Below are 20,380 nucleotides of genomic sequence, written 5' to 3' on the forward strand. Positions count from 1 at the left end.
TGTACAAATATCAAAATTTTATGTGAAACTTATGTGATTACTGCAATATAAAAAATCGGCCTTACATTACATAAGACCGATTCTCACATTAACATATTTTGGGTGTATGTTTGATATTTTAATATTCTAAGTTACTTTATATTTATAATTTTATCTAAGGCAAGGAGGAAGTAAATTTATTGTAGCAGCATCGCATAATGAATTAACATTATAATTAACAGTTTTAGAATTAATCTTTAAAGCTGCTTTAGCTATTGATTCTACATCAGGATTACTTTTATACCATGTACCATTTTCATACCATTCTTCTCCTGTAACATCGTAACCTGGTTGATTCCTTCCTGGGGTTTGGTTGATTTTATCATTAAATAGTACTTTTGCACTACTTAACCCATTAATAGTATATGAGTACCATCCATTGCCATCACTATTCATTTTTACTCCTGGCCAACCTGGTCCTGTTTGTCCAGAACTAGTATAGTAGTATACATATGGTGCTCCCCAACCGCTTGGATTTTTGAAGTGTACTGTTATGATGTTTCCAACTGTATTTATATTATATACCTCTGTATATACATCAGATTGATTTCCTTGTGATCCTACTGCAATAAATTTAAGTGTAGTAGTTGAATTTATTGTGATTGGTGCTGTATATTTTGCGCTATTAACAGTTGGTGTTGTGCCATCTAAGGTATAGTATATTGTTGCATCTGAATTTGATGCTGTAAGAGTTACCGTCTGTGCATTCTTATAGGTTCCACCTTTAACACTAGCACTTGCACTGATATCTGGATTAGCTTGATACAATTTACCATTCTCATACCACTCTTCCCCTGTAACATCAATTCCTGGCTGATTTACACCTGGGATTTGATTAGTTCCGTCATCAAATAGTACCTTTGCACTCGTCCAGTTCTGAATAGTATATGAATACCATCCATTACCATCACTATTCATTTTTACTCCTGGCCAACCTGGTCCTGTTAACTTTCCTGCAGGGTCATAGTAATATATATTAGGTGCTGACCAACCATTTGGATCTTTAAAGTGAACCTTTATTCCATCTCCTACTTTAAGCACATTATATACTTCTGTATAAATTTGAGATTGATTACCAGAAGCATCTACAGCTAAAAAATTAAGCTGTTGCTTACTTGAACTTGGGTTAAGTGTAATTGGTGCTATATATTTTGTACTATTAACAGTTGGTGTTGTACCATCTAGTGTATAGTATATTGTTGCATCTGATTTTGAAGCTGTAAGTGACACTGTTTGAGGTCCATAATAAGTTCCTCCTTTAGGATTTGCAGCTGCTGTAATTGTTACAGGTAAAGGATTACAAGATACATTTATATTTTTTGCATCTCCTGATGAAACCTTTATATATACAACATTTCCATAGGTGTCAGTTCCTGATGCATATCCTTCTCCTGAAGCACTCTTTAATGCATCATAGCTTGAATATTGCGTTAATGCCTGTCCGTTAGCAGTAACAGCTCCATTACCCTTTACATGCATTTTAACTATATAGTCTTTTAAATCAGGAGTATAGCTTCCCGTATTTTTATCTATGTTAAATTGTACAGATTTTGAATCAGTAGAAGTTTGAAGGGTCATCTTTTGATCAAAATAAGAGCCATTTTCATAATCATAACTAGTTCCATCATCATCATAGTAGTCAAAGGTTGTAGCTTTATCACTTGGAAAAGCATCTACATAAACGTCAGTTATTTTCTTTTCACCTACATAGTTTTCAAAATCTTGTGTAGGAATAATTGCTCCGCTCTTTATAAATAGAGGTATATCACTCCAATTAGTTGAATCTACAGCATAGTTTATAGTTTGTCCACCTGTATATTCTCTTCCTGTTGTATAGTCTATCCAATTTCCCTCTGGCAAGTATATACTTTTTGAAGTTTGACCTTGATTTACTACAGGTGATACAAGCATATAATCTCCAAACATCCAAGCTTCCTTATCATTTGCTGCATTAGAATCATTAGGGTATTCCATCATAAGTGATCTTACAAGTCCTAATCCAGATTGTGATGCACTTCTATCATATGAATATATATATGGTATTAAAGTGTATCTTAACTGCATAGCTTTCTTTGCAGCGGCCTCTGCAGTTGAACCAAATGCCCATGGATAACGCACCCTATTATCTTGTCCATGAACTCTAAATATAGGTGTAAATGCACTGAATTCCATCCATCTTGCATAATTTTCAGGTGTCGGATCTCCATCATTGAAGCCACCTGTATCCATTCCCCATTTAGCTTCTCCTAAATTAACTGCTGAAAGCATTCTTTCACGTTGATTTGCCATACTATCAAAACCAGTAGATATATCACCAGACCACATTCCATAACAATATCTTTGTGCTCCAGCATAGTAGTTTCTATTAAGTGACCACACTCTTTGATTTTTATAAGCCCTTTGTCCATCATATATAGCTCTTTCCATATTCATATTGCCAAAGTTTCCAAAATTAACATTTTCATCACATTCATCATTCCAAAAACCTACAATACCTTTATCAAAAGCATCTTGAATGTTATTCCACCACCATTTTCTAACATCTGAAATTGCAAAATTAACGTTTTCCATCATTTTACCAGAGCAGTAATCCGAAGCTGCACTGTCTCCTGGAAGCCACCAGCCTTTTGATGTTACATATCTAGCCTGCTCTGAATCTGCAAGAATTCTTGGTTTCATTATACCTGTCATCTTAAGTCCTTTAGAATCCATATAAGCCTTTAACTGACCATTTTGGGCATCAGGAAAGTTATCTGTATTCCATTTAAATTCACCATAGTTATCTTGCCCCCATTTTTTCCATTCAAAATCAAGACAGAAGTTATCAATAGGTATTTGCTTAGAACGATAGGTATTTAGCACACTTTTAAGTTTATCTTCATCATTTCCTGTTCCGGATAGTGAATTATTCCAACCCCATTGAGTGTTTGTAAAACCGGTTGCCCATTTAGGAAACATTGGTGCTTTACCTGATACATCTGATTCCTCAGAAATAACTTCCTTAGGACTTCCAAGCATTAAATAATAGTCTGTATCTGTTTTGGAAATACCACTATATTGAAGTGATGTATCTCCAATTGTAAAACTTCCTCCATCTGAATCCACAAGTAATCCATAACCATCATTACTCCATACAAATGGTGAACCGCAGTGTCCTTGATATCCAGCATAAACAGATTCTGTACCATTTCTAAGCATTCCTTTATTTGAATCTTCTTTGAAATTATATCCGTTTATTCCATAAAATCTATCTCCTGAATTATGAGTAAAACTTACGCTTTTACTAGCAATAGATTGCTGCTTAACTATTTGTTTACCAGTAGAATCATATACACTCATTGTTAAATCAGACTTACTTATTTTAATTGTCATTTTTTGAGTTGTAATTACCATTGGATCTGAATTTAAATCACTAGATATTATATTTCCAGTATTCCAAATTTTATTTGGATCAACTACCAAAGTATCAGAACTAGATTGACCCGATGGTTTATAATCAACTTTTAAAACTTGAGGTTCACATATTTTAATATCCGTCTCATCTAAACCGTTTACAATTTGTAGAGTATCACCATTTAATTTTGCAGATAAATTTGATACTCTAGCATTTTCTTTGACTGTTTTAATTTTAGATATCGTTTTCATATTAGGCGCTGCTTTTGCACTCACAGGTCTTATAATTTCAGGCACAGTATTTAATGTTAACGCTGCTGCAACAAAATAATATAGGGTCTTTTTCCAAACTTTTTTCTTACCACTATACATTTAATTTTCCCCCTTTTAAACTTCTCAAACCTATGTGGTAGTATATATATATAATTTTTATAAAGTTCTTGCAATCGATTTCACGAATGTGTCGAATAAAACTTTTTAGTCTTTCTTTTAGGTATGAATTTTTTTTAATTTTTTCACCTCCTAGTATAATTTAAGTCAAACTTTCATGTATTTTTTTACATCTTTTCTATAAGTAACCTTGACTTTACCTTAATTATACCTTTAATTTCTATAAATGTAAATCACCTTTTTTATATTTATTGTATCAAATTCCATATTTAATATGTTTTTAATGCAACCAATTTCATTAAATTGTTAAATCTCCAATTTTCTTATCTTTCTATATTCTTATGCATATCTTAACTTAACCTAACGGCTTTTCTAAGATAATATTTTATAGATTTATTTAAAATGTATATAATAGCACTAAAAATCATGTAAAATTTTTCAGAAAGCATTCGTTGTAAAAGCTTTTAACATATTGTAAAATATACTTGGTAATTATACATAATAAATCCAATACCTTTAGAAGGGATAACTTAACTATGGAAAATTTTCTTTCTTTATTTGATTTTTTCAAATCTAAAATAAGATACATTTTTTTAATTTATACTATATTTACCATTTACATGAATTCTAAAAACTGTTTCATTAATTATGTTTTATTGATCTTTCTCGACGTTATTTTAATCATATACAGCTTTATATTTTTAAATAAAAAACAGAAATATCCTTTTCTCTTTATAATTATATCAACCATTGTTTATGCTTTTATTTGGTTATTTGGTCACTGTGATAATATATATTATTTTATTATTTTAGACGACATATTTGAAATTAAAGCTGACTTCAAGAAAAAGCTCCTTGTAGCTATTCATTCCTCAGCTTTTATGATGGTAACTTTAAAAAACTTAATTTTTAAAAATTATGATTTACATGAAATACTCAGTTCAATAGCATATTCAATTATAATATATATGGCTATTCTATTTGTCTTTATTTTTATCCACAAGTTTAAAGATGAACGAGACAAGCTTAAAATACTAAACTCTAATTTAATAGAATATTCTTTTAATGAGAGAGAATTTTTATTATCAGAAGAAAGGAACAGAATTTCTCAAGAATTACATGATTCTATAGGTCACTCTCTAATGGCACTTTCAATGAATATCAAGTATCTAAAGGGTATTAAAAACAGATCAAATATTAACGAAGAATTAGACAATATGGACAAAGTTATAAAGGAAAGTGTACAAACTCTACGTTCTACAGTTTATAATTTAAAAAAACTAGATGAATGCTGTGATTTAAAAAAGGAAGTTTATGATATAATAAAGAAATTTAATAGACTTGATATAGTAAAAATAAATTTTGACTGCGCTAGTGATATAGAAAAATCAACTACCACAATAAAGAATACTCTTATAAAGACAATAAAAGAAGGTATAACCAATAGTTTAAAACATGGTAATCCAACTGAAATTAATGTCACCTTAACTTTAGTAAACTCATATATAAAATTAATTATACAGGATAATGGAGTAGGCTGCCAAAACATAAAGCCTTCAGCTGGACTTAATGGAATAAAAAAAAGAATTGAAGCTTTAAATGGAAAAGTAGCTTTTGAAAGCAAGGCTAGAAAAGGTTTCACTATAGAAACTGAAATACCAGGAGGATTTTAAATGATTAGAGTTATGATAGCCGACGATCAAGTGATTGTTAGAGAAGGCTTAAAAAAAATATTAAGTCTTGATGATGAAATAGAAGTAATTTGTGAAGCTGAAGATGGCTATGATGTCATTAATAAGCTTAGGGAACATATTGTTGATATCATACTTATGGATGTTAGAATGCCAAAAATGGATGGAATAAAAACAACCAACTTAGTAAAAAAACAATATCCCAAAATCAATATAATAATTCTTACAACCTTCGATGAAGATGAATATATATTTAATGGAATTAAAAGTGGAATTAGCGGTTACCTTCTAAAAGACAGTGAAATAGATTATATACTTAAAAGTGTCAAGGAAGCTTATAATAATAAAATGATGTTTGATCCAGTGGTAACACCGAAGCTTGTAAATGCATTAAATTTATCAAATAATATCAATAGTACTAATAAGGAAATTTTAAGTGTCCTTACTGAAAGAGAAATGGAAATAACTAAATTAGTGACATCAGGAAAAAGCAATAAAGAAATATCTGAAACTCTATTTATTTCAGAAGGCACTGTAAAAAATTATATATCTAAAATACTTAAGAAACTAAAACTTCAGAGAAGGACACAACTTTTAGCCATTTTTATAAATGATGAAACTTAATTCCATAAAAATAGGTATATGTGTTACTAAAGTAATATATATACCTATTTTTTTATATCACTTGTTACTTAACTCATCTTCAAATCACTTTAATTAAATTATACATTATAAATATAAGTTTTAATTCGAGGTGATTTTATGAATATATTAACTAAATTTATTACAAAATCTATTTTAGAAAAAAAATCAAGAGCTTTTCTCATTATATTTTCTATACTTATAAGTACTACTCTTTTAGTTGCTTCTCTTGGCATCTCTGATTCCATAACAACTAACTATAGGAATCTTTTAAAAGGGTCTTACGAAGATTTCAATATAGTAATAAATTCAAATGAAAAGGCTCAAACTCCATTTTTTACTCTCTCTAATGTTCATTGCTCAAATATAAAAAATAACTTTAAAACCTGTGAGGTAAGTGGCTATTTGAAAAATAATGATAATGAGCAATTTAATATGCTTGGTACTTCCCTTAATGATTTTAAGAAATTTAAAAATATAAGACTTCTAAAATCAAAAAATCTAGAACCCTTTACTGGGAATAAGCTAATTATATCTGAGAGCATAAGTAATAAACTAAATCTTAAATTAGGAAGCAAAATAACCTTAAACACTCTTGGCAAGGAAAATGAATATATTATTTCAGCAATAGCTTCAAATAATAGCTTATTTTTAAGCGATTCAAAGGAAAAGTTCACTTTAGTAACTCCTACCGAAACCACATGCTCTATTTATGGTAAAAATGTAGGATATACAAATCTATATACCTCTATTGATAAATCAAATATAAATAAATGGATTAAAAAATTTAATACTACTAACCCAAATTTAAGCGCAAGAGTATTACTAGATGATAGTAATCTTGAATCTCAATTAAATACTATAAAAACTTGTCTTCTATTTATGCTGTGTATAGTTTTAATTATGAGTACCCTTATAATATATAGTTCATTTAAATTGATAGTACTGGAAAGAATACCTCTTATAGGCACTCTTTTAAGCCAAGGAGCAACTAAACTCAGCATAATAATTACCTTCTTTAAAGAAAGTTTTATATATGGATTTTTAGGAGGTTTAATTGGAAATATTCTAGGATATGCTATTTTATATTTAACTGTAGCTTTAAGTAATCCACTAAAAAATCAAGGTATTGCTGCTAAATTTAATTTAAACTATATATATTTACTGTACGGGTTTATTTTTTCTGTGACAATTTCAGTGATTTCATCATTAATTCCTATACTTGCTATAAGAAAATTTCCGGTAAAAGAAATTATCTTAAATAATTTTGTAAGCACTAAAGTGTCATATAAAAAGAGTTTCATTGTAGGAACTTTTCTTATATTTCTATCTATAGCGTCTCATTTTACTGGAGAAAATTTAGGAAGCTTGCGCCCTTATATAATGTCTCTTCCTGCTTTTTTTATGTGCTTCTTAGGTATAATTTTAATAATACCAGGCATAACCATTCTTGTTACATTCCCATTTATTAAACTAAGTAAAAATATAAATGTACTTCCTATGCTTGCATTAAATAATATAAGAACTTCAAAGGTACTTTTAAATAATATAAGACTTATCTCTATATCGCTTATGACAATTATGATGGTTATGTCTATGACTAATTCTTTAAAAGATACCCTGACAGAAGTCTATAAAAATTTAAACTTTGATGTTTCTATAGATATAAATTCTCAAAATGTGGATGTACTAAAAAAATGCAGCGAAATTATAAACAATTATGACAAGAAAACCAATGTAATAAGACGTAAATATATCAATACAAACTTAAACAACGATTTTTCTAAGAAAATAGATCTACTATGCGTAGATCCAAATAATTTTAAAAGCTACGACAATTATTTAGTCTATACTAATAAAAATAAACAACTTGATCAATTAAATAATAATGAAGATGGTATTATCATTTCTGAGAAAAATTCAAGAAGATATAACTTAAAAAAAGGAGATACAATTAGCTTATATTCCTCTAATAGTGAAAAAGAAGATTTCAAAATACTTTCTGTTGTTAATGCTGGTTTTATGAACATGGGAAACATAAACTTGATATCCTTTAAAGCGGCCTTAAAGCACTTTAATGTAAGATATTCAAATGAATTTTTTATAAGTACAAGTTCAAATACAAGTAGTATAAAGAAAGATCTTATAAAAAAATTCAAGGGCTTTCCTGTATCTGTCTCCACAAAACAAGATAATGTAAATAAAGATGCAGCTTCTTCAAAAGAATTTATAAGTCTCTTTAATATCTTTTCATTTACTTCTATGTTAATTGCTTTATTAGGCATACTAAGCAATATATCAATAAGTTTTGTGCAAAGGAAAAAGGAAATAGCCTCCTTAATATCAATAGGCCTTAGTTCCACTGGTAAAAATCTCATGATATTATTTGAAAGCTTTACAGAAGGCCTTATAGCTTTTTTTATAACTTTCCTATCTTCAATATGGACACTAACTTTACTTAGCGATATATTCAAGTACCTAGTACTAAATATAAATATCACCTACCCTTTTAGTTTTATGCCTTGGGCAGCTTTATCTGTATCTATTATTATGTTTATAGCTTCTCTTAAAACTTTATTGAGAAGTAAAAAATTGAATCTTGTACATGAATTAAAATATGAATAATTTGAGGTGACTGTAATGAAAAATTTAATTGAAGTTAAAAGTATGTATAAATCCTTTAATATAAGTAATGACAAAGTAGATGTTTTAAAAAATATAAATTTAAATATTGAAGAAGGAGCTTTTGTTTCTGTAATGGGTCCTTCAGGCTGCGGAAAATCTACCCTATTATATATTTTGGGTGGGCTTGACAGTGCTACTTCCGGGAGTGTATTTATCTTAGGAAGAGAATATTCTAAAATGAAAGAAAAAGAAAAGAGTGCACTAAGAAGACAACGACTTGGCTTCGTATTTCAATTTTATAATCTTATTCCAAATTTGAATGTAGAGGATAACATACTTCTTCCTCTACTTTTGGATGGGAAGAATCCAAACAAATACAAAAAAAAATTAGATGAACTACTTGAAATAATAGGTATGACAACTAAAAGAAAATTCACTCCAAGGGAACTTTCTGGTGGACAACAACAAAGAGTTTCTATTGCAAGAGCTCTTATATTTGATCCTGATATAATACTTGCTGACGAGCCTATAGGGAATTTAGATTCAAAATCAGGAATGCAAATAATGAAACTTTTTAATGACATAAATAAAGACTTAAGAAAAACAATAGTGCAGGTTACTCATTCCCTTGAATCATCACATTATGGAAATAAAATTGTAAACTTAAAGGATGGTAAGATTATATAGATAACTATAGAGTTGTATCTTTTATATTAACAATTAGAAATACTTTAAATATAATATTACTATAAAGTAATAATTATGAGGTTTATGTCAATGGATGATTTAGATATTTTTCAATTTAATGAACAATACTTTAGACCTTCTAAATTAACTGCCATAAATATAAAAGATTTTGATTACACTTTTTTTGATAAATATTGGAACGAAGATTATAATAAAATAAATTTACCAAGCTCTTTTTTTACCTCTCCAGAGAATACCTTAATAAATTACTTTAGTATTCTAAGAGAAGCTTCTATGATATCTAAAGGCGGCTGTGGAAGCATAGGAAACAGCCTAGCTCCATATCCCATATCCTACAACTTTCTTACAGAGGATTTTAAAAAAAGAGTTAATTATAAAAGTTATATACGCTATTTTAATGATATTGGTCATATAAATCTTATAAAGCTTAATAAACTTTACAACACTAACTCTTCTAGCAACTATAGATACTTTTTTGAAGTAGAGACAATAGAACCTTCAGTAAATGGAAATACAAGCTTTGCTTACTACTACGGTTTCATAGATTTGACTTTAGACGGTGAAAATTACAAAATTTCAGATATAGATATACGAGGAGAAGACTTCTTATGTGCACCTTATCACGGTTGGTCTCATAATGCTGAACTCTATGTGGATACAACCTATGGTTCTTGGTGCCATCTAATAAAAGAAAGACATTCAACAGAAAAAGATGGTTATACAAAAAACATTTACGTAACCGGCACGGATGGAAAAGAGTATAAATTTCAATTTGTTCAATTGACTAACGGCACAGATGTACAAGTTAATCAATTTGTTAAGAATTCATCTGGGAATTTTGTACCTACTATAATCGACGTAAATAAATGTTTACCAAGATTTAAAAGGTTTACACGGTATATAAAATGTCCTTTTAAATTTAGATAACTACTATATATGAAAAATAATAACAATAAAGTATCCAGAAAAAAATTTTTTCTGTATACTTTTATGTATAGATAATCTATTTTTCCACAGAATAATAGCATCTTTTAGGTGATACTACCTTACCTTCTGCCTTTAATGCTTTTATAGCCTTGTCAACTTCCTTAGAATCTACTTCTGCTCTTTCTGCAACTTCTTTAGTTTTAAGTGGTTCAATTGAATCTGATAATATTTTTAAAATAGTTTCTTTTATATCCATATATAAACTTCCCCTCCTTGATAGTAATTATCTATTAATATTTACTATCTAATAATATACTACATTATCTAAAGGTTGTAAATACAAAATTTACGCTCTATAATAATATTTATAGTGTAAATTTCCTTATTTCTATAAATTAACACAAATTTATAACGACTTTATTACTATACAGTTTATTACTTGAAAGGCGGTAATCACAATGAAAAAATATAACATACCCTTCTCACCACCAGATCTTACTGAAAAAGAAATTGAAAATGTTATTGAAGTTTTAAAATCTGGATGGATTACCTCAGGACCTAAGGTTTTTGAATTTGAAAAAAAGGTAGCAGAATATTGCGAATGTGAAAAAGCAGTTGCTGTTTCAAGTGCGACCTCAGCGCTTGATTTAATAATGAAAGTTTTAAATTTCGCTCCTCCTGATGAAATAATAACAACAACTTATACCTACGCATCTACTTCAAACACCATATGTCATAGAGGAATAAAACCAATATTTGTAGATCTTGAAAAAGATTCTTTTTTAATAGATATAAATAAAATAAAGGATGCTATAACCGAAAAAACAAAAGCAATAGTAACTGTTGATATTGCAGGAATACCACTAGATTACGATGCTATTAGAAATCTTTTAAAAGAAATACATAGAGAAGATATCATACTTATATCCGATTCTTCACATGCCTTCGGAGCTACCTACAAAGGAAGAAAAGTTGGATGCCAGGCTGATTTTCATGTGTTTTCATTTCACGCAGTGAAAAATCTTACTACAGCTGAAGGTGGAGCTATAACCTTTAACAATAACCACTTTAATGGTAAAGAAGATTTATATAAAGAATTCAAATACACAGCTTTAAATGGTCAAACCAAAGATGCCCTCACAAAATCAAAAGCTGGTGGCTGGCAGTATGATATTTTAACTGATGGCCTAAAATGTAATATGACAGATATCCATGCAGCCATTGGTCTAGTTCAGCTTACACGTTATGAGGATATGTTAAAGAAAAGAGCATACCTTACAGAAATCTACACTGCTGCATTGAAGGATAAATCTTGGGCTATTATACCTTTTACTAAAGATACTGAAAAAGAAACCTCCTATCACTTATATCCATTAAGAATAAAAGATTTTACTGAATTGCAGCGTAATGAAGTAATAAATATACTTGCAGAAATTGGTATACCTACAAATGTACACTTTACTCCTCTACCAATGTTCACTTATTACAAGACTCTTGGATATTCTATAAAAGATTATCCTAATGCCTATAATCAATATGCAAACGAACTAACTCTTCCACTATATTCATCTCTTTCAGTAGATGATGCAAAATGTATAGTTAATGAAGTTATTAATGCAATTGAGAAAGTTAAGTCAAAATAAAAATAAGGAAGCTTTAGCTTCCTTATTTTTATTCAATAACATCTTTATCAAATTTTGATTTATATATTCTTCTTCTATCAAGAGACCATATTGCATCAGACATCTCTCCTGGAGCAGTTGTTTCAAGAGCCTTTTTCATATCAAACATGGCTGCATCCATATCATCTAAATGATGCAATACCTCTGCTTCTGGAAACATTGGTTTTTTAGGGCTGCCATATTCAGCTTCATAATGGTGTGATAATACCATATGCTCAAGCATCATAGATATTTCTTTATCTGCCCCAACCTTTTTAGCTGAATTTCTTACCTTCTCAACACCCAATATTATATGTCCTAAAAGCTGACCCTCCACACTGTAATCAGTAACTATTCCAAGTTCTGAGGATACCATTTCTTCTAGCTTTGCCATATCATGAAGTATTACCCCTGCATATATTAAATCTGTATTTAAAAATGTGTATATCTCACTTATTTTTTCTCCTACCTTCAGCATAGTAAAGGTGTGATATAACAGTCCTGAACGAACAGAATGATGATTTTTCTTAGCTGCAGGCCAATACATTATTTCCTCTCCTGCGCTTTCCAAAACATCATATAAAATATTTTTTATATCCGCATTTTTTATCTTCTCTACATACTCTAGTATAGTTGAATACATATCATCTGGAAGATATGGAGCAGACGGAACGAAGTCAGCTACTTTAACATTATCTGAATCTACTGTCTTTCGTATTTTGTCTATTTTTAATTGAAGGTTATTTTGCCACTCAATTACTGTTCCACGTACCTTTACAAGCATGTTATCAACAAACGCATCCTCATCTTCATCTGATGCATCCCAAAGTTTTCCATTTATGTCTCCAGTTTTATCACCAAAAGTAAAATCAAGATACTTCTTATTGTTAGAAGAAATTCTTTTTTCTGCTGATTTAATTATAAAGAAGCCATCTATTCTATTTCCTGCTTCCAATTCACTAATAGTCTTTAATTCCAAAAATATTCCTCCATTTCTATATAACCATATAAAAAACATCCTTACTCTATTTTAATAGTATCTCCTGTATAAAACAAATAAAGATATTTTTCTTTTACCTTTAATCCTGTTACAATTTCAAGAGCTCTTTTATAATAATTAATTTGATAAGTATATTTTTTAACTGTTTCATTTAAATTTTCATCATTTATATAGTCATTTTTATAATCTAAAAGCACTATTTCATCATTTTCCTTAAAAAACAAATCTACAATTCCCTGCACAATTATATTTTCATCATCATATATTTTAGGTAAATCATTATATATTTCTGTACTCTTAACACGTATTTGAAAAGGAAATTCTCTATAAACTTTTTCAGCCTTAATAACTCTACTGCCTATTGGACTTTGAAAAAATTTCAAGATTCTATTTATATTTACACTTTCAGCTTGCTTCTCTGTTAAAATCCTTCTAAAAACCATATCGTCTATTTGATGTCTTATATTTTTTATACTCATGTCACAACTTATACTACTAAAATCTAAGTGCTGCATTACTGAATGTACTGCAGTTCCCCTTTCTGATGGAGACATCTTTTTAACTTCCTCAAGAAAAAGAGGCTTTTTTACAAGAGAAGGCGTAAAAATCTTAGTAGCATACTCATCATTATCTTCATTTATATTTCTTTTAAGTTCTGTTACTGAAAGCAGTGATGGCAGTTCTGCAGCTTTTTCATAACGATACTTAAATTCAAGCCTACTTTTTATTTCTTCTATATAAACACTTTCATAGTTTGAACTTCTTATTTCTTTTAGTCTTTTATAAAATTGCGTTAGTTTTTCATTAATGTTTTTTTCTTCTTCTAATAATAACTGATTAAAACTTAAAACATCATTTCTACTTAAAACATTTACTCGCCAACTAGAAGGATCACAAACTAAATTGTCTATATTTTCTTTAGAAGTGTCCATAATATCTCTTAGATTTTCTGCATCCTTATGTCTTATAACAGCACTAGCTATCCAATCTAAAAAGCTTTTACTTTTAAGTACATAATCCTCCGAAATTTTATTTTGATTACTTCTAAGATTCACAGCCCATTTAAAAACCGACCTCTTTATGTCGCTAACAGAGCCTACCATTATAAGTTTCTCTTTTGCCCTTGTAAAAGCAACATACAATATTCTCATTTCTTCCGAAAGTGTTTCAATTCTTATTCTGTTTTTTATTGCCTCCTTTGCAAGTGTTTTGTGCGAAATTCTTTTTTTATAATCTACATATTCTGGTCCAAACCCGAGATAATTGTGAAAAAGAACTGGATTATTCATATCCATGAGATTAAAGTTTTTCCCTAATCCTCCTACAAAAACTATAGGAAATTCAAGTCCCTTACTTTTGTGTATACTCATTATTCTAACTACATTTTCATTCTCGCCTAAAATTTTTGCACTTCCCATATCACCACTAGTAAGCTTAAGCTTATTTATAAAATTTATAAAATTAAACAATCCCTTGTAGCTAGTTTCACTATAAATCTTAGCCCTTTGAAATAACATTTTCAAATTTGCTTGACGCTGAATTCCGCCGCTAACAGCCCCAACATAGCCATAATATCCTGTATCCGTATAAAGATACCATATAAATTCATCTATAGGCGTATATAAAGATTCTTTTCTCCACCTATAAAGTCTATTAAGAAATGTCCTTATCCTTACTGAAAACTCATCATCTCCAATATCTGCTGCCACTTTAAGCTTATCATAAAAGGTGTCTCCTTCAATAACTTTTATATCTATTAAATCCTCTACTGAAAATCCCCCTACAGGTGATTTTAAAACTGCTGCCATAGGTATATCCTGTCTTGGATTGTCAATTACTTGAAGCAGTGATAACATAGTTTTAACCTCTGGAGCATCAAAATATCCTGAATTGGCATCTGCAAAAACCGGTATCCCCATGTTTTTAAGCTCATCAGAAAAAACATTTGCCCATCCCTTTGTGGATCTTAATAATATTACAATGTCCTTAAACTCTGCTTTTCTATAAACGTTTGTATTTTTATCAAGTACCTTGAAATTCTCCTTAAGCTCTATAATTCTTCTGCCAATAAGTCTTGCCTCAAGCATAATGTTATCTACGCTTTCCTCATCCTCATTGTTCTCTTTTATTTCAGTGTTATCTTCACTTTTTTCTATTATGTTTAGCTCTGCAGAGTGAGAAATTAAATTTTCCTCTATTTCTTCATAATTTGCACCTAAATTCAATTTCTCGTTATCGTCATAATCAAGTTCTCCAATATTAACAGACATTATTTGCTTAAAAACAAAGTTTACTGAGTCCAAAACTTCTTTTCTACTTCTAAAATTCTTATATAAAAGTACTTTTCTATTCTTCTCATCTTTATTTTCCTTATAGCTATTGTACTTTTCTAGGAAAATACCTGGATTAGCCTGCCTAAACCTATATATACTTTGCTTTACGTCTCCAACCATAAATAAATTGGGATTTTCCGTATCCTTTCTAGAAATAGTACTTAATATAACCTCCTGAACCATATTGCTGTCCTGATATTCGTCTATTAATATTTCCTCATATTTTTCTCTTATTTTCAATGCAGTTTCAGAAGGTACAATATTACCACTTTCATCACTTTTTGTGAGTATTGAAAGACACATATGTTCAAAATCATTAAAATCAATTATACCTCTTTTTTTCTTTTTATCTTTATATCTAATATCAAATTCTATTACAAGTTCACTTAAAGTTTTCATAAGAGGATAAAGAACTTTAAATTCCTCTTTTATCTCCTCACTATTTTGTGAAAGTATATCTTCACTTATTTTAGATAAACTTTTTTTAACACCATCTCTTAGGTCACGTACAAGCTTCTGCTTTTCCTTATCAGCATCCTTAGGGCATCTTTTTAAAGTCTTAAATTGAACATTTTTAAGTTCCTCATATAACTTTTCGTAATTATTAGAAGCTACAATCAATTTTTCAAGCATTGAAAGCTCTACTTCTAAGTTTTCTCTATAACTTTCAATGGATGCACATGAATTTATTATGTTTATTGACTCTATAAGCTGCCCTTTCATTCCAAGTAACTGTATTTGTATGTTTTTCATTAAAACCTCTGCCCAAAGGGAATCTCCAAACTCAAAGTCATCATCTACATTAAATCTTTCTGCTGCTTTTTTTAGCCATTTATACGGCTCAGGATTACTCATTGAAAAATTATAAAGATTCATTACCATATTAAAAAGAACTTGATCATTTTTATTGCCACAATAACTTTCTACAAGTTTTAAAAATTCTATACTGTTATTATTTTTATTTATTCCCTTAGATGTATATTCCGCCTGAAGGTACTTATCCTCAAAAAGCTCCTCTAAAGTCTCGTTCTTAAGAAGAATAATTTCCGTTTCATCTCCAACTCTAAAATCCGGATCTAAATCAAGCATGTGAAAGTTATTTTTTATAACATCTAAGCAAAATGAATGTATTGTAGTAATTTTAGATTTTCCAATTAAGGCGAGCTGTTTTTGAATAACCCTAGAGTTTGGGTTTTCACAAAGCTTATTTACTATTGCATCCCCTATTCTCTCCCTCATCTCAGATGCTGCTGCATTAGTAAATGTAACTACTAAAAGCCTATCTATATCAACTGGATTTTCCTCATTTGTTATTATTTTTACTATCCTCTCAACAAGAACAGCAGTTTTTCCTGACCCAGCTGCAGCTGCTACAAGAAGATTACAGTTTCTAGTATCTATAGCTTCCTTTTGCTCTTCTGTCCAATTAGTCTTCCCCACGTTCATCACCCTCTTCACTCATTTCTCTTTCTATAAGCTTCCAAACCTCTTCATCTGATTTTTCCTTTACATATCTATAATTATTGCCATCAAACATTGTATCAAATCTACAAATTGAAGAATACATGCAATAATCACAAGGTTTTTCTTTTCCTTTTTTATATGGCTTTATTCTTATATCACCCATAAGCAGGTTTTCACAATTTTTAACAACTAAATTTCTCACATGCTCTATTAATATGTCAAACTGTTCTTTAGTAGCAGCACTTGACCTTCCAAGTGTTCCATCCTTTTTTATTGATGCAGGTATTATAATAGAACTTCCTTCCATTTCTCTATCCATTTCTTTTATAACATCTGGATCAGAAAGCAAAAGCCCTTTCATCTTAAGGGATTTCATTATTTCTTCTCTTATTTGTTCATCTGTTAAATTATTTTTTCCCTTAATAATAGGGTCATCCATTGTAAAATATAATATTGCACCTGGCAGAACCTTATCTTCTTCATCCAAATTTTCATTTTCGAGTATGGCATTGAGATACAATAAAAGTTGAATATCAAAACCATAGTAAACATCTGAAAGTTTAAATATCTTATTTCCAGATTTATAATCTACTATTCTAATATAGGTACTTCCGTCCTTTTCCATCATATCTATTCTATCAATTCTACCTGTGAGTACAACTTCACTTCCGTCATTAAGTCCAACAGTTATTGGGGGATAACTCCCACCATTTTCAAAAGAGACTTCATATCCTACTGGCTTAAAACTTCCTCTTTTGAACTGCTCTGCTACAATTCTTACAGTTCTCTTTAAAATTCTTTTAAGCCTTAAAGCTATATAACTATATCTAGGAGAACTATTTAGTATTGATCCTCCTCTACCCTCTATTTCCTGGTCCACTATCTTATATATTTTTTCTTCACATATATGATCATTAACTTCATTCCAATCTATATTCTCTTCTTTTATAGTTTCACAAAATCTATCTATCACCTTATGCATAAATGAACCTAAATCAGGAGGTGTTAAGCTGAATATTTTTCTATCCTTTATATTAAGACCATATTGCACATAATATGAAAATGGACATTCAATATATTTTTCAAGTCTTGAAACACTCATCTTAAGACTTCCACCATAAAGCTTTAACGCTTTTTCTTCACTTATATAATCTACTTGATTTGTATACGATATGGCTTTAAACATATTATTACATTTTCCAGTCCATTCATCGCTTTTGCTATACCATCTATATACATCATGCCATATGCTGCTAACCTCACCTTCTCCATCTATTTCTTTTCTAAAAGATGATATCATCTCATTAAAGGTGGGTACTGTTGCAGAAATAAGCTTCATACTTTCTTCATCGTTTTCTATTTTAATAACATCACTTTTTTCTACTATCTTAGGAAATAATGTCTTAACCCTATTCACTATAAGAGAAGGTCTTAAAGTCTTTCCTTCATAGTCTGCTATTGGATAGCTCAAAAATAGATATTCTTTAGAATTGGTGATAGCTGTATAAACTAAGAATCTTTGTTCCATAGCTTGAGTTTTTGTATCTTTAGCTAGCTCCACTCCTTTTGAATTCAAAATTTCTCTATCTCTATCACTTAATATTCCTTCTTCCATGGCTGCAGATGGAAATACGCCGTCATTAACTCCTATTATATAAAGAATTTTTATAGCATGACTTTTTAAACGATCTATACTTCCTACTAATACTTGATCAAGTGATGATGGTATGAGTCCCATCTTATGTTCTTTTATTCCTATAAATAATATTCTTGAAAACTGCTCTAGGTTTACCTTCTCATTTCCCATTACTTCAACTAATTGATCCATTAATTCTATTATTATATTCCATATTTGACTGTATTCATTAGCCAAAATTTGCCTTCCGCTTTCTCTAAATTCATTTACCATCTTCTCAACTGCCTCAGGAACATTTATATCATATAAAAATTCAAATAAAGCTCTGCATATTTCAGCTACATTATTTCTTCTTAATACTCTTTCTCTGAAATTAAGAATAGGTCTTAAAAATCTATTCTTAATTTCATTTACCTTAGATAGCTTTTCTTTACTTTCTTCAGAAATATCACCTTCCAGCGCATCACCATATACATTATATGTCCATTCTTCTTCAGTCCATTTTTTCTTTCCTTTTATACCAGCTGCTAGAACATAATTTTCTAGTATATCTATTTCGTCCGGTTCTATGTCTGCAAATCCAGTTTTAAGATATCTAAATACCGTTTCATAAGACCAATTTTTAACAAAAATATCTATAATGGATTTTATTAAGATTATAAGTGTATTATCCTCAATATCTTTATTCCTGTCTATAAAAAACGGTATTCTATATTCCTTAAAAATCACCGATACAGTTTTTTCATAGCTTCCTAAATCTCCTGTTACAACAGCTATATCTGAAAATCTTACATTATCTTCACGTACAAATTCAATTATATTTCTTGCTATCTTCTCAACTTCAGTATATAAATTTGAAGTCTTGAAAATTTCTATTTTATCAGGTCCTTTTTTATAAATTTCATATGGAAAACTATATAGATTCTTTTCTAAAAAGCTCAATTCAGGACTATTTTTAAATCTATAGAATGGCCTTCCATTCAAATTGATAGGTTTCTCTATGCTTATATTATTATTCTCAGCTAATTTAAGCAGCCTTTTTTCTGTATTTTGGGTTACAGAAAAAATATCATTGTCTTTTGAAGCGTTATCGTAATCCATAGTTAACGTAATGTTTACTCTAGAACATTTTTTCAGCAACTCCTCTATTATTCCATACTGCTGAGGAATGAAGCTTGAAAACTCATCTAACCATATCTCCGCTCCCTGAAGCACTGTAGACTGCTTTATTTTATCTTTAAGTATTGTTAAATCATCATCAGGGTCTATATAATTCTTATAAAGCAGTCTATTAAATTCATCATATATCAAACTTAAATCATGCAATTTGTTCTTAAGCTCTTCATCTTCTATTTCATCTATAGTATCTCTAAGTACTTCTGTTGTAAGTTCGTATTTTTTAAACTCACTTACGGTGTCAGCTATGGTGTTTACAAAACCTTTCTGCCTAGCTGAAAGAGCAAAAACCCTAAATTCACTCTTTAAAGTATTCATTATATGATAAAAAAGCATACTTTTGCCAGAGGAATTCATGTGTTCTCTTGCTATTCCTCCAACCTCATCAAATATTCTATATGCCAATCTTTTAAAGCTTATTACCTTTACCCTATTAATACTCTTTTCACCAATTAAGTCCAAAATATTTTTTTCACTCTGAAATGAAAATTGTTCTGGTACAATTAATATAAGGGGCTTATCTCCGCCTTTTTCTATTCTAGTATTTATACTTTCTATACAAAATTGACTTTTTCCACTTCCTGCTCTTCCATATATAAACCTCAAACTCACACTTATCCACCCCTTTTTCCATCATTCTATAAAATATAGCAACCTATATCCTTAAAATAATTGTTTTCATCATAAATTATATA

11 protein-coding genes are annotated in these 20,380 nt (G+C 29.7%); 6 read left to right on the top strand and 5 right to left on the bottom strand.

The window, feature by feature from the left end:
- Nucleotides 1-150: 150 nt before the first annotated feature.
- Nucleotides 151-3,804, bottom strand: a complete 3,654-nt coding sequence (locus tag CA_RS11570) for a TIM-barrel domain-containing protein (protein ID WP_010965550.1) — start codon at nucleotides 3,802-3,804, stop codon at nucleotides 151-153.
- A 554-nt stretch (nucleotides 3,805-4,358) separates the two neighbouring features.
- Here CA_RS11570 and CA_RS11575 point away from each other — a divergent pair.
- From CA_RS11575 to CA_RS11595, 5 genes are all read left to right on the top strand, one after another.
- The gene (locus CA_RS11575; protein ID WP_010965551.1) at nucleotides 4,359-5,495 is read left to right on the top strand and encodes a sensor histidine kinase; all 1,137 of its coding nucleotides are present in this window, start codon (nucleotides 4,359-4,361) and stop codon (nucleotides 5,493-5,495) included.
- On the top strand, nucleotides 5,496-6,137 hold the full coding sequence (locus CA_RS11580) for a response regulator transcription factor (RefSeq protein ID WP_010965552.1): 642 nt from the start codon (nucleotides 5,496-5,498) through the stop codon (nucleotides 6,135-6,137).
- A 138-nt stretch (nucleotides 6,138-6,275) separates the two neighbouring features.
- Complete coding sequence (locus tag CA_RS11585) at nucleotides 6,276-8,780, top strand: ABC transporter permease (protein ID WP_010965553.1); 2,505 nt, start codon at nucleotides 6,276-6,278, stop codon at nucleotides 8,778-8,780.
- 15 nt (nucleotides 8,781-8,795) lie between these two features.
- Entirely contained in the window at nucleotides 8,796-9,467 is a 672-nt protein-coding gene (locus CA_RS11590; RefSeq protein WP_010965554.1) for an ABC transporter ATP-binding protein, read from the top strand.
- Between the two features lie 90 nt (nucleotides 9,468-9,557).
- Nucleotides 9,558-10,415: a hypothetical protein gene (locus tag CA_RS11595; RefSeq protein WP_010965555.1), complete on the top strand. Its 858-nt coding sequence runs from the start codon at nucleotides 9,558-9,560 to the stop codon at nucleotides 10,413-10,415.
- Nucleotides 10,416-10,491: 76 nt separating this feature from the next.
- Here the strand turns inward: CA_RS11595 and CA_RS11600 are convergent, their stop codons facing one another.
- Entirely contained in the window at nucleotides 10,492-10,671 is a 180-nt protein-coding gene (locus CA_RS11600) for an HTH domain-containing protein (protein WP_010965557.1), read from the bottom strand.
- 202 nt (nucleotides 10,672-10,873) lie between these two features.
- Between CA_RS11600 and CA_RS11605 the strand changes: the two genes are divergently transcribed.
- Nucleotides 10,874-12,058 (top strand): DegT/DnrJ/EryC1/StrS family aminotransferase, encoded by a 1,185-nt coding sequence (locus tag CA_RS11605; protein WP_010965558.1) that lies wholly within the window; start codon nucleotides 10,874-10,876, stop codon nucleotides 12,056-12,058.
- A gap of 28 nt (nucleotides 12,059-12,086) precedes the next feature.
- On the opposite strand, the gene CA_RS11610 is transcribed toward CA_RS11605, so the two are convergent.
- The 3 genes from CA_RS11610 to addB are packed head-to-tail and all read right to left on the bottom strand — an operon-like array spanning nucleotide 12,087 to nucleotide 20,297.
- A complete protein-coding gene (locus CA_RS11610) occupies nucleotides 12,087-13,055 on the bottom strand; it encodes a 3'-5' exoribonuclease YhaM family protein (RefSeq protein WP_010965559.1) in 969 nt (322 codons plus the stop codon).
- A 41-nt stretch (nucleotides 13,056-13,096) separates the two neighbouring features.
- Nucleotides 13,097-16,855, bottom strand: coding sequence for a helicase-exonuclease AddAB subunit AddA (gene addA / locus CA_RS11615; RefSeq protein WP_010965560.1), 3,759 nt, complete (start codon nucleotides 16,853-16,855; stop codon nucleotides 13,097-13,099).
- Nucleotides 16,836-20,297: a helicase-exonuclease AddAB subunit AddB gene (gene addB / locus CA_RS11620; RefSeq protein ID WP_010965561.1), complete on the bottom strand. Its 3,462-nt coding sequence runs from the start codon at nucleotides 20,295-20,297 to the stop codon at nucleotides 16,836-16,838. Before addB ends, addA begins: the two co-directional genes overlap by 20 nt.
- Between the last annotated feature and the right edge of the window lie 83 nt (nucleotides 20,298-20,380).

The sequence above is a fragment of the Clostridium acetobutylicum ATCC 824 genome, from assembly GCF_000008765.1.
Classification (GTDB): domain Bacteria; phylum Bacillota; class Clostridia; order Clostridiales; family Clostridiaceae; genus Clostridium_S; species Clostridium_S acetobutylicum.

What these genes read in the sequence shown, in the direction of transcription:
- CA_RS11595 (WP_010965555.1), top strand. Translation starts at nt 9,558, where the DNA reads ATGGATGATTTAGATATTTTTCAATTTAATGAACAATACTTTAGACCT.
- CA_RS11570 (WP_010965550.1), bottom strand. Translation starts at nt 3,804, where the DNA reads ATGTATAGTGGTAAGAAAAAAGTTTGGAAAAAGACCCTATATTATTTT.
- CA_RS11605 (WP_010965558.1), top strand. Translation starts at nt 10,874, where the DNA reads ATGAAAAAATATAACATACCCTTCTCACCACCAGATCTTACTGAAAAA.
- CA_RS11585 (WP_010965553.1), top strand. Translation starts at nt 6,276, where the DNA reads ATGAATATATTAACTAAATTTATTACAAAATCTATTTTAGAAAAAAAA.
- CA_RS11600 (WP_010965557.1), bottom strand. Translation starts at nt 10,671, where the DNA reads ATGGATATAAAAGAAACTATTTTAAAAATATTATCAGATTCAATTGAA.
- CA_RS11575 (WP_010965551.1), top strand. Translation starts at nt 4,359, where the DNA reads ATGGAAAATTTTCTTTCTTTATTTGATTTTTTCAAATCTAAAATAAGA.
- CA_RS11580 (WP_010965552.1), top strand. Translation starts at nt 5,496, where the DNA reads ATGATTAGAGTTATGATAGCCGACGATCAAGTGATTGTTAGAGAAGGC.
- CA_RS11590 (WP_010965554.1), top strand. Translation starts at nt 8,796, where the DNA reads ATGAAAAATTTAATTGAAGTTAAAAGTATGTATAAATCCTTTAATATA.
- addA (WP_010965560.1), bottom strand. Translation starts at nt 16,855, where the DNA reads ATGAACGTGGGGAAGACTAATTGGACAGAAGAGCAAAAGGAAGCTATA.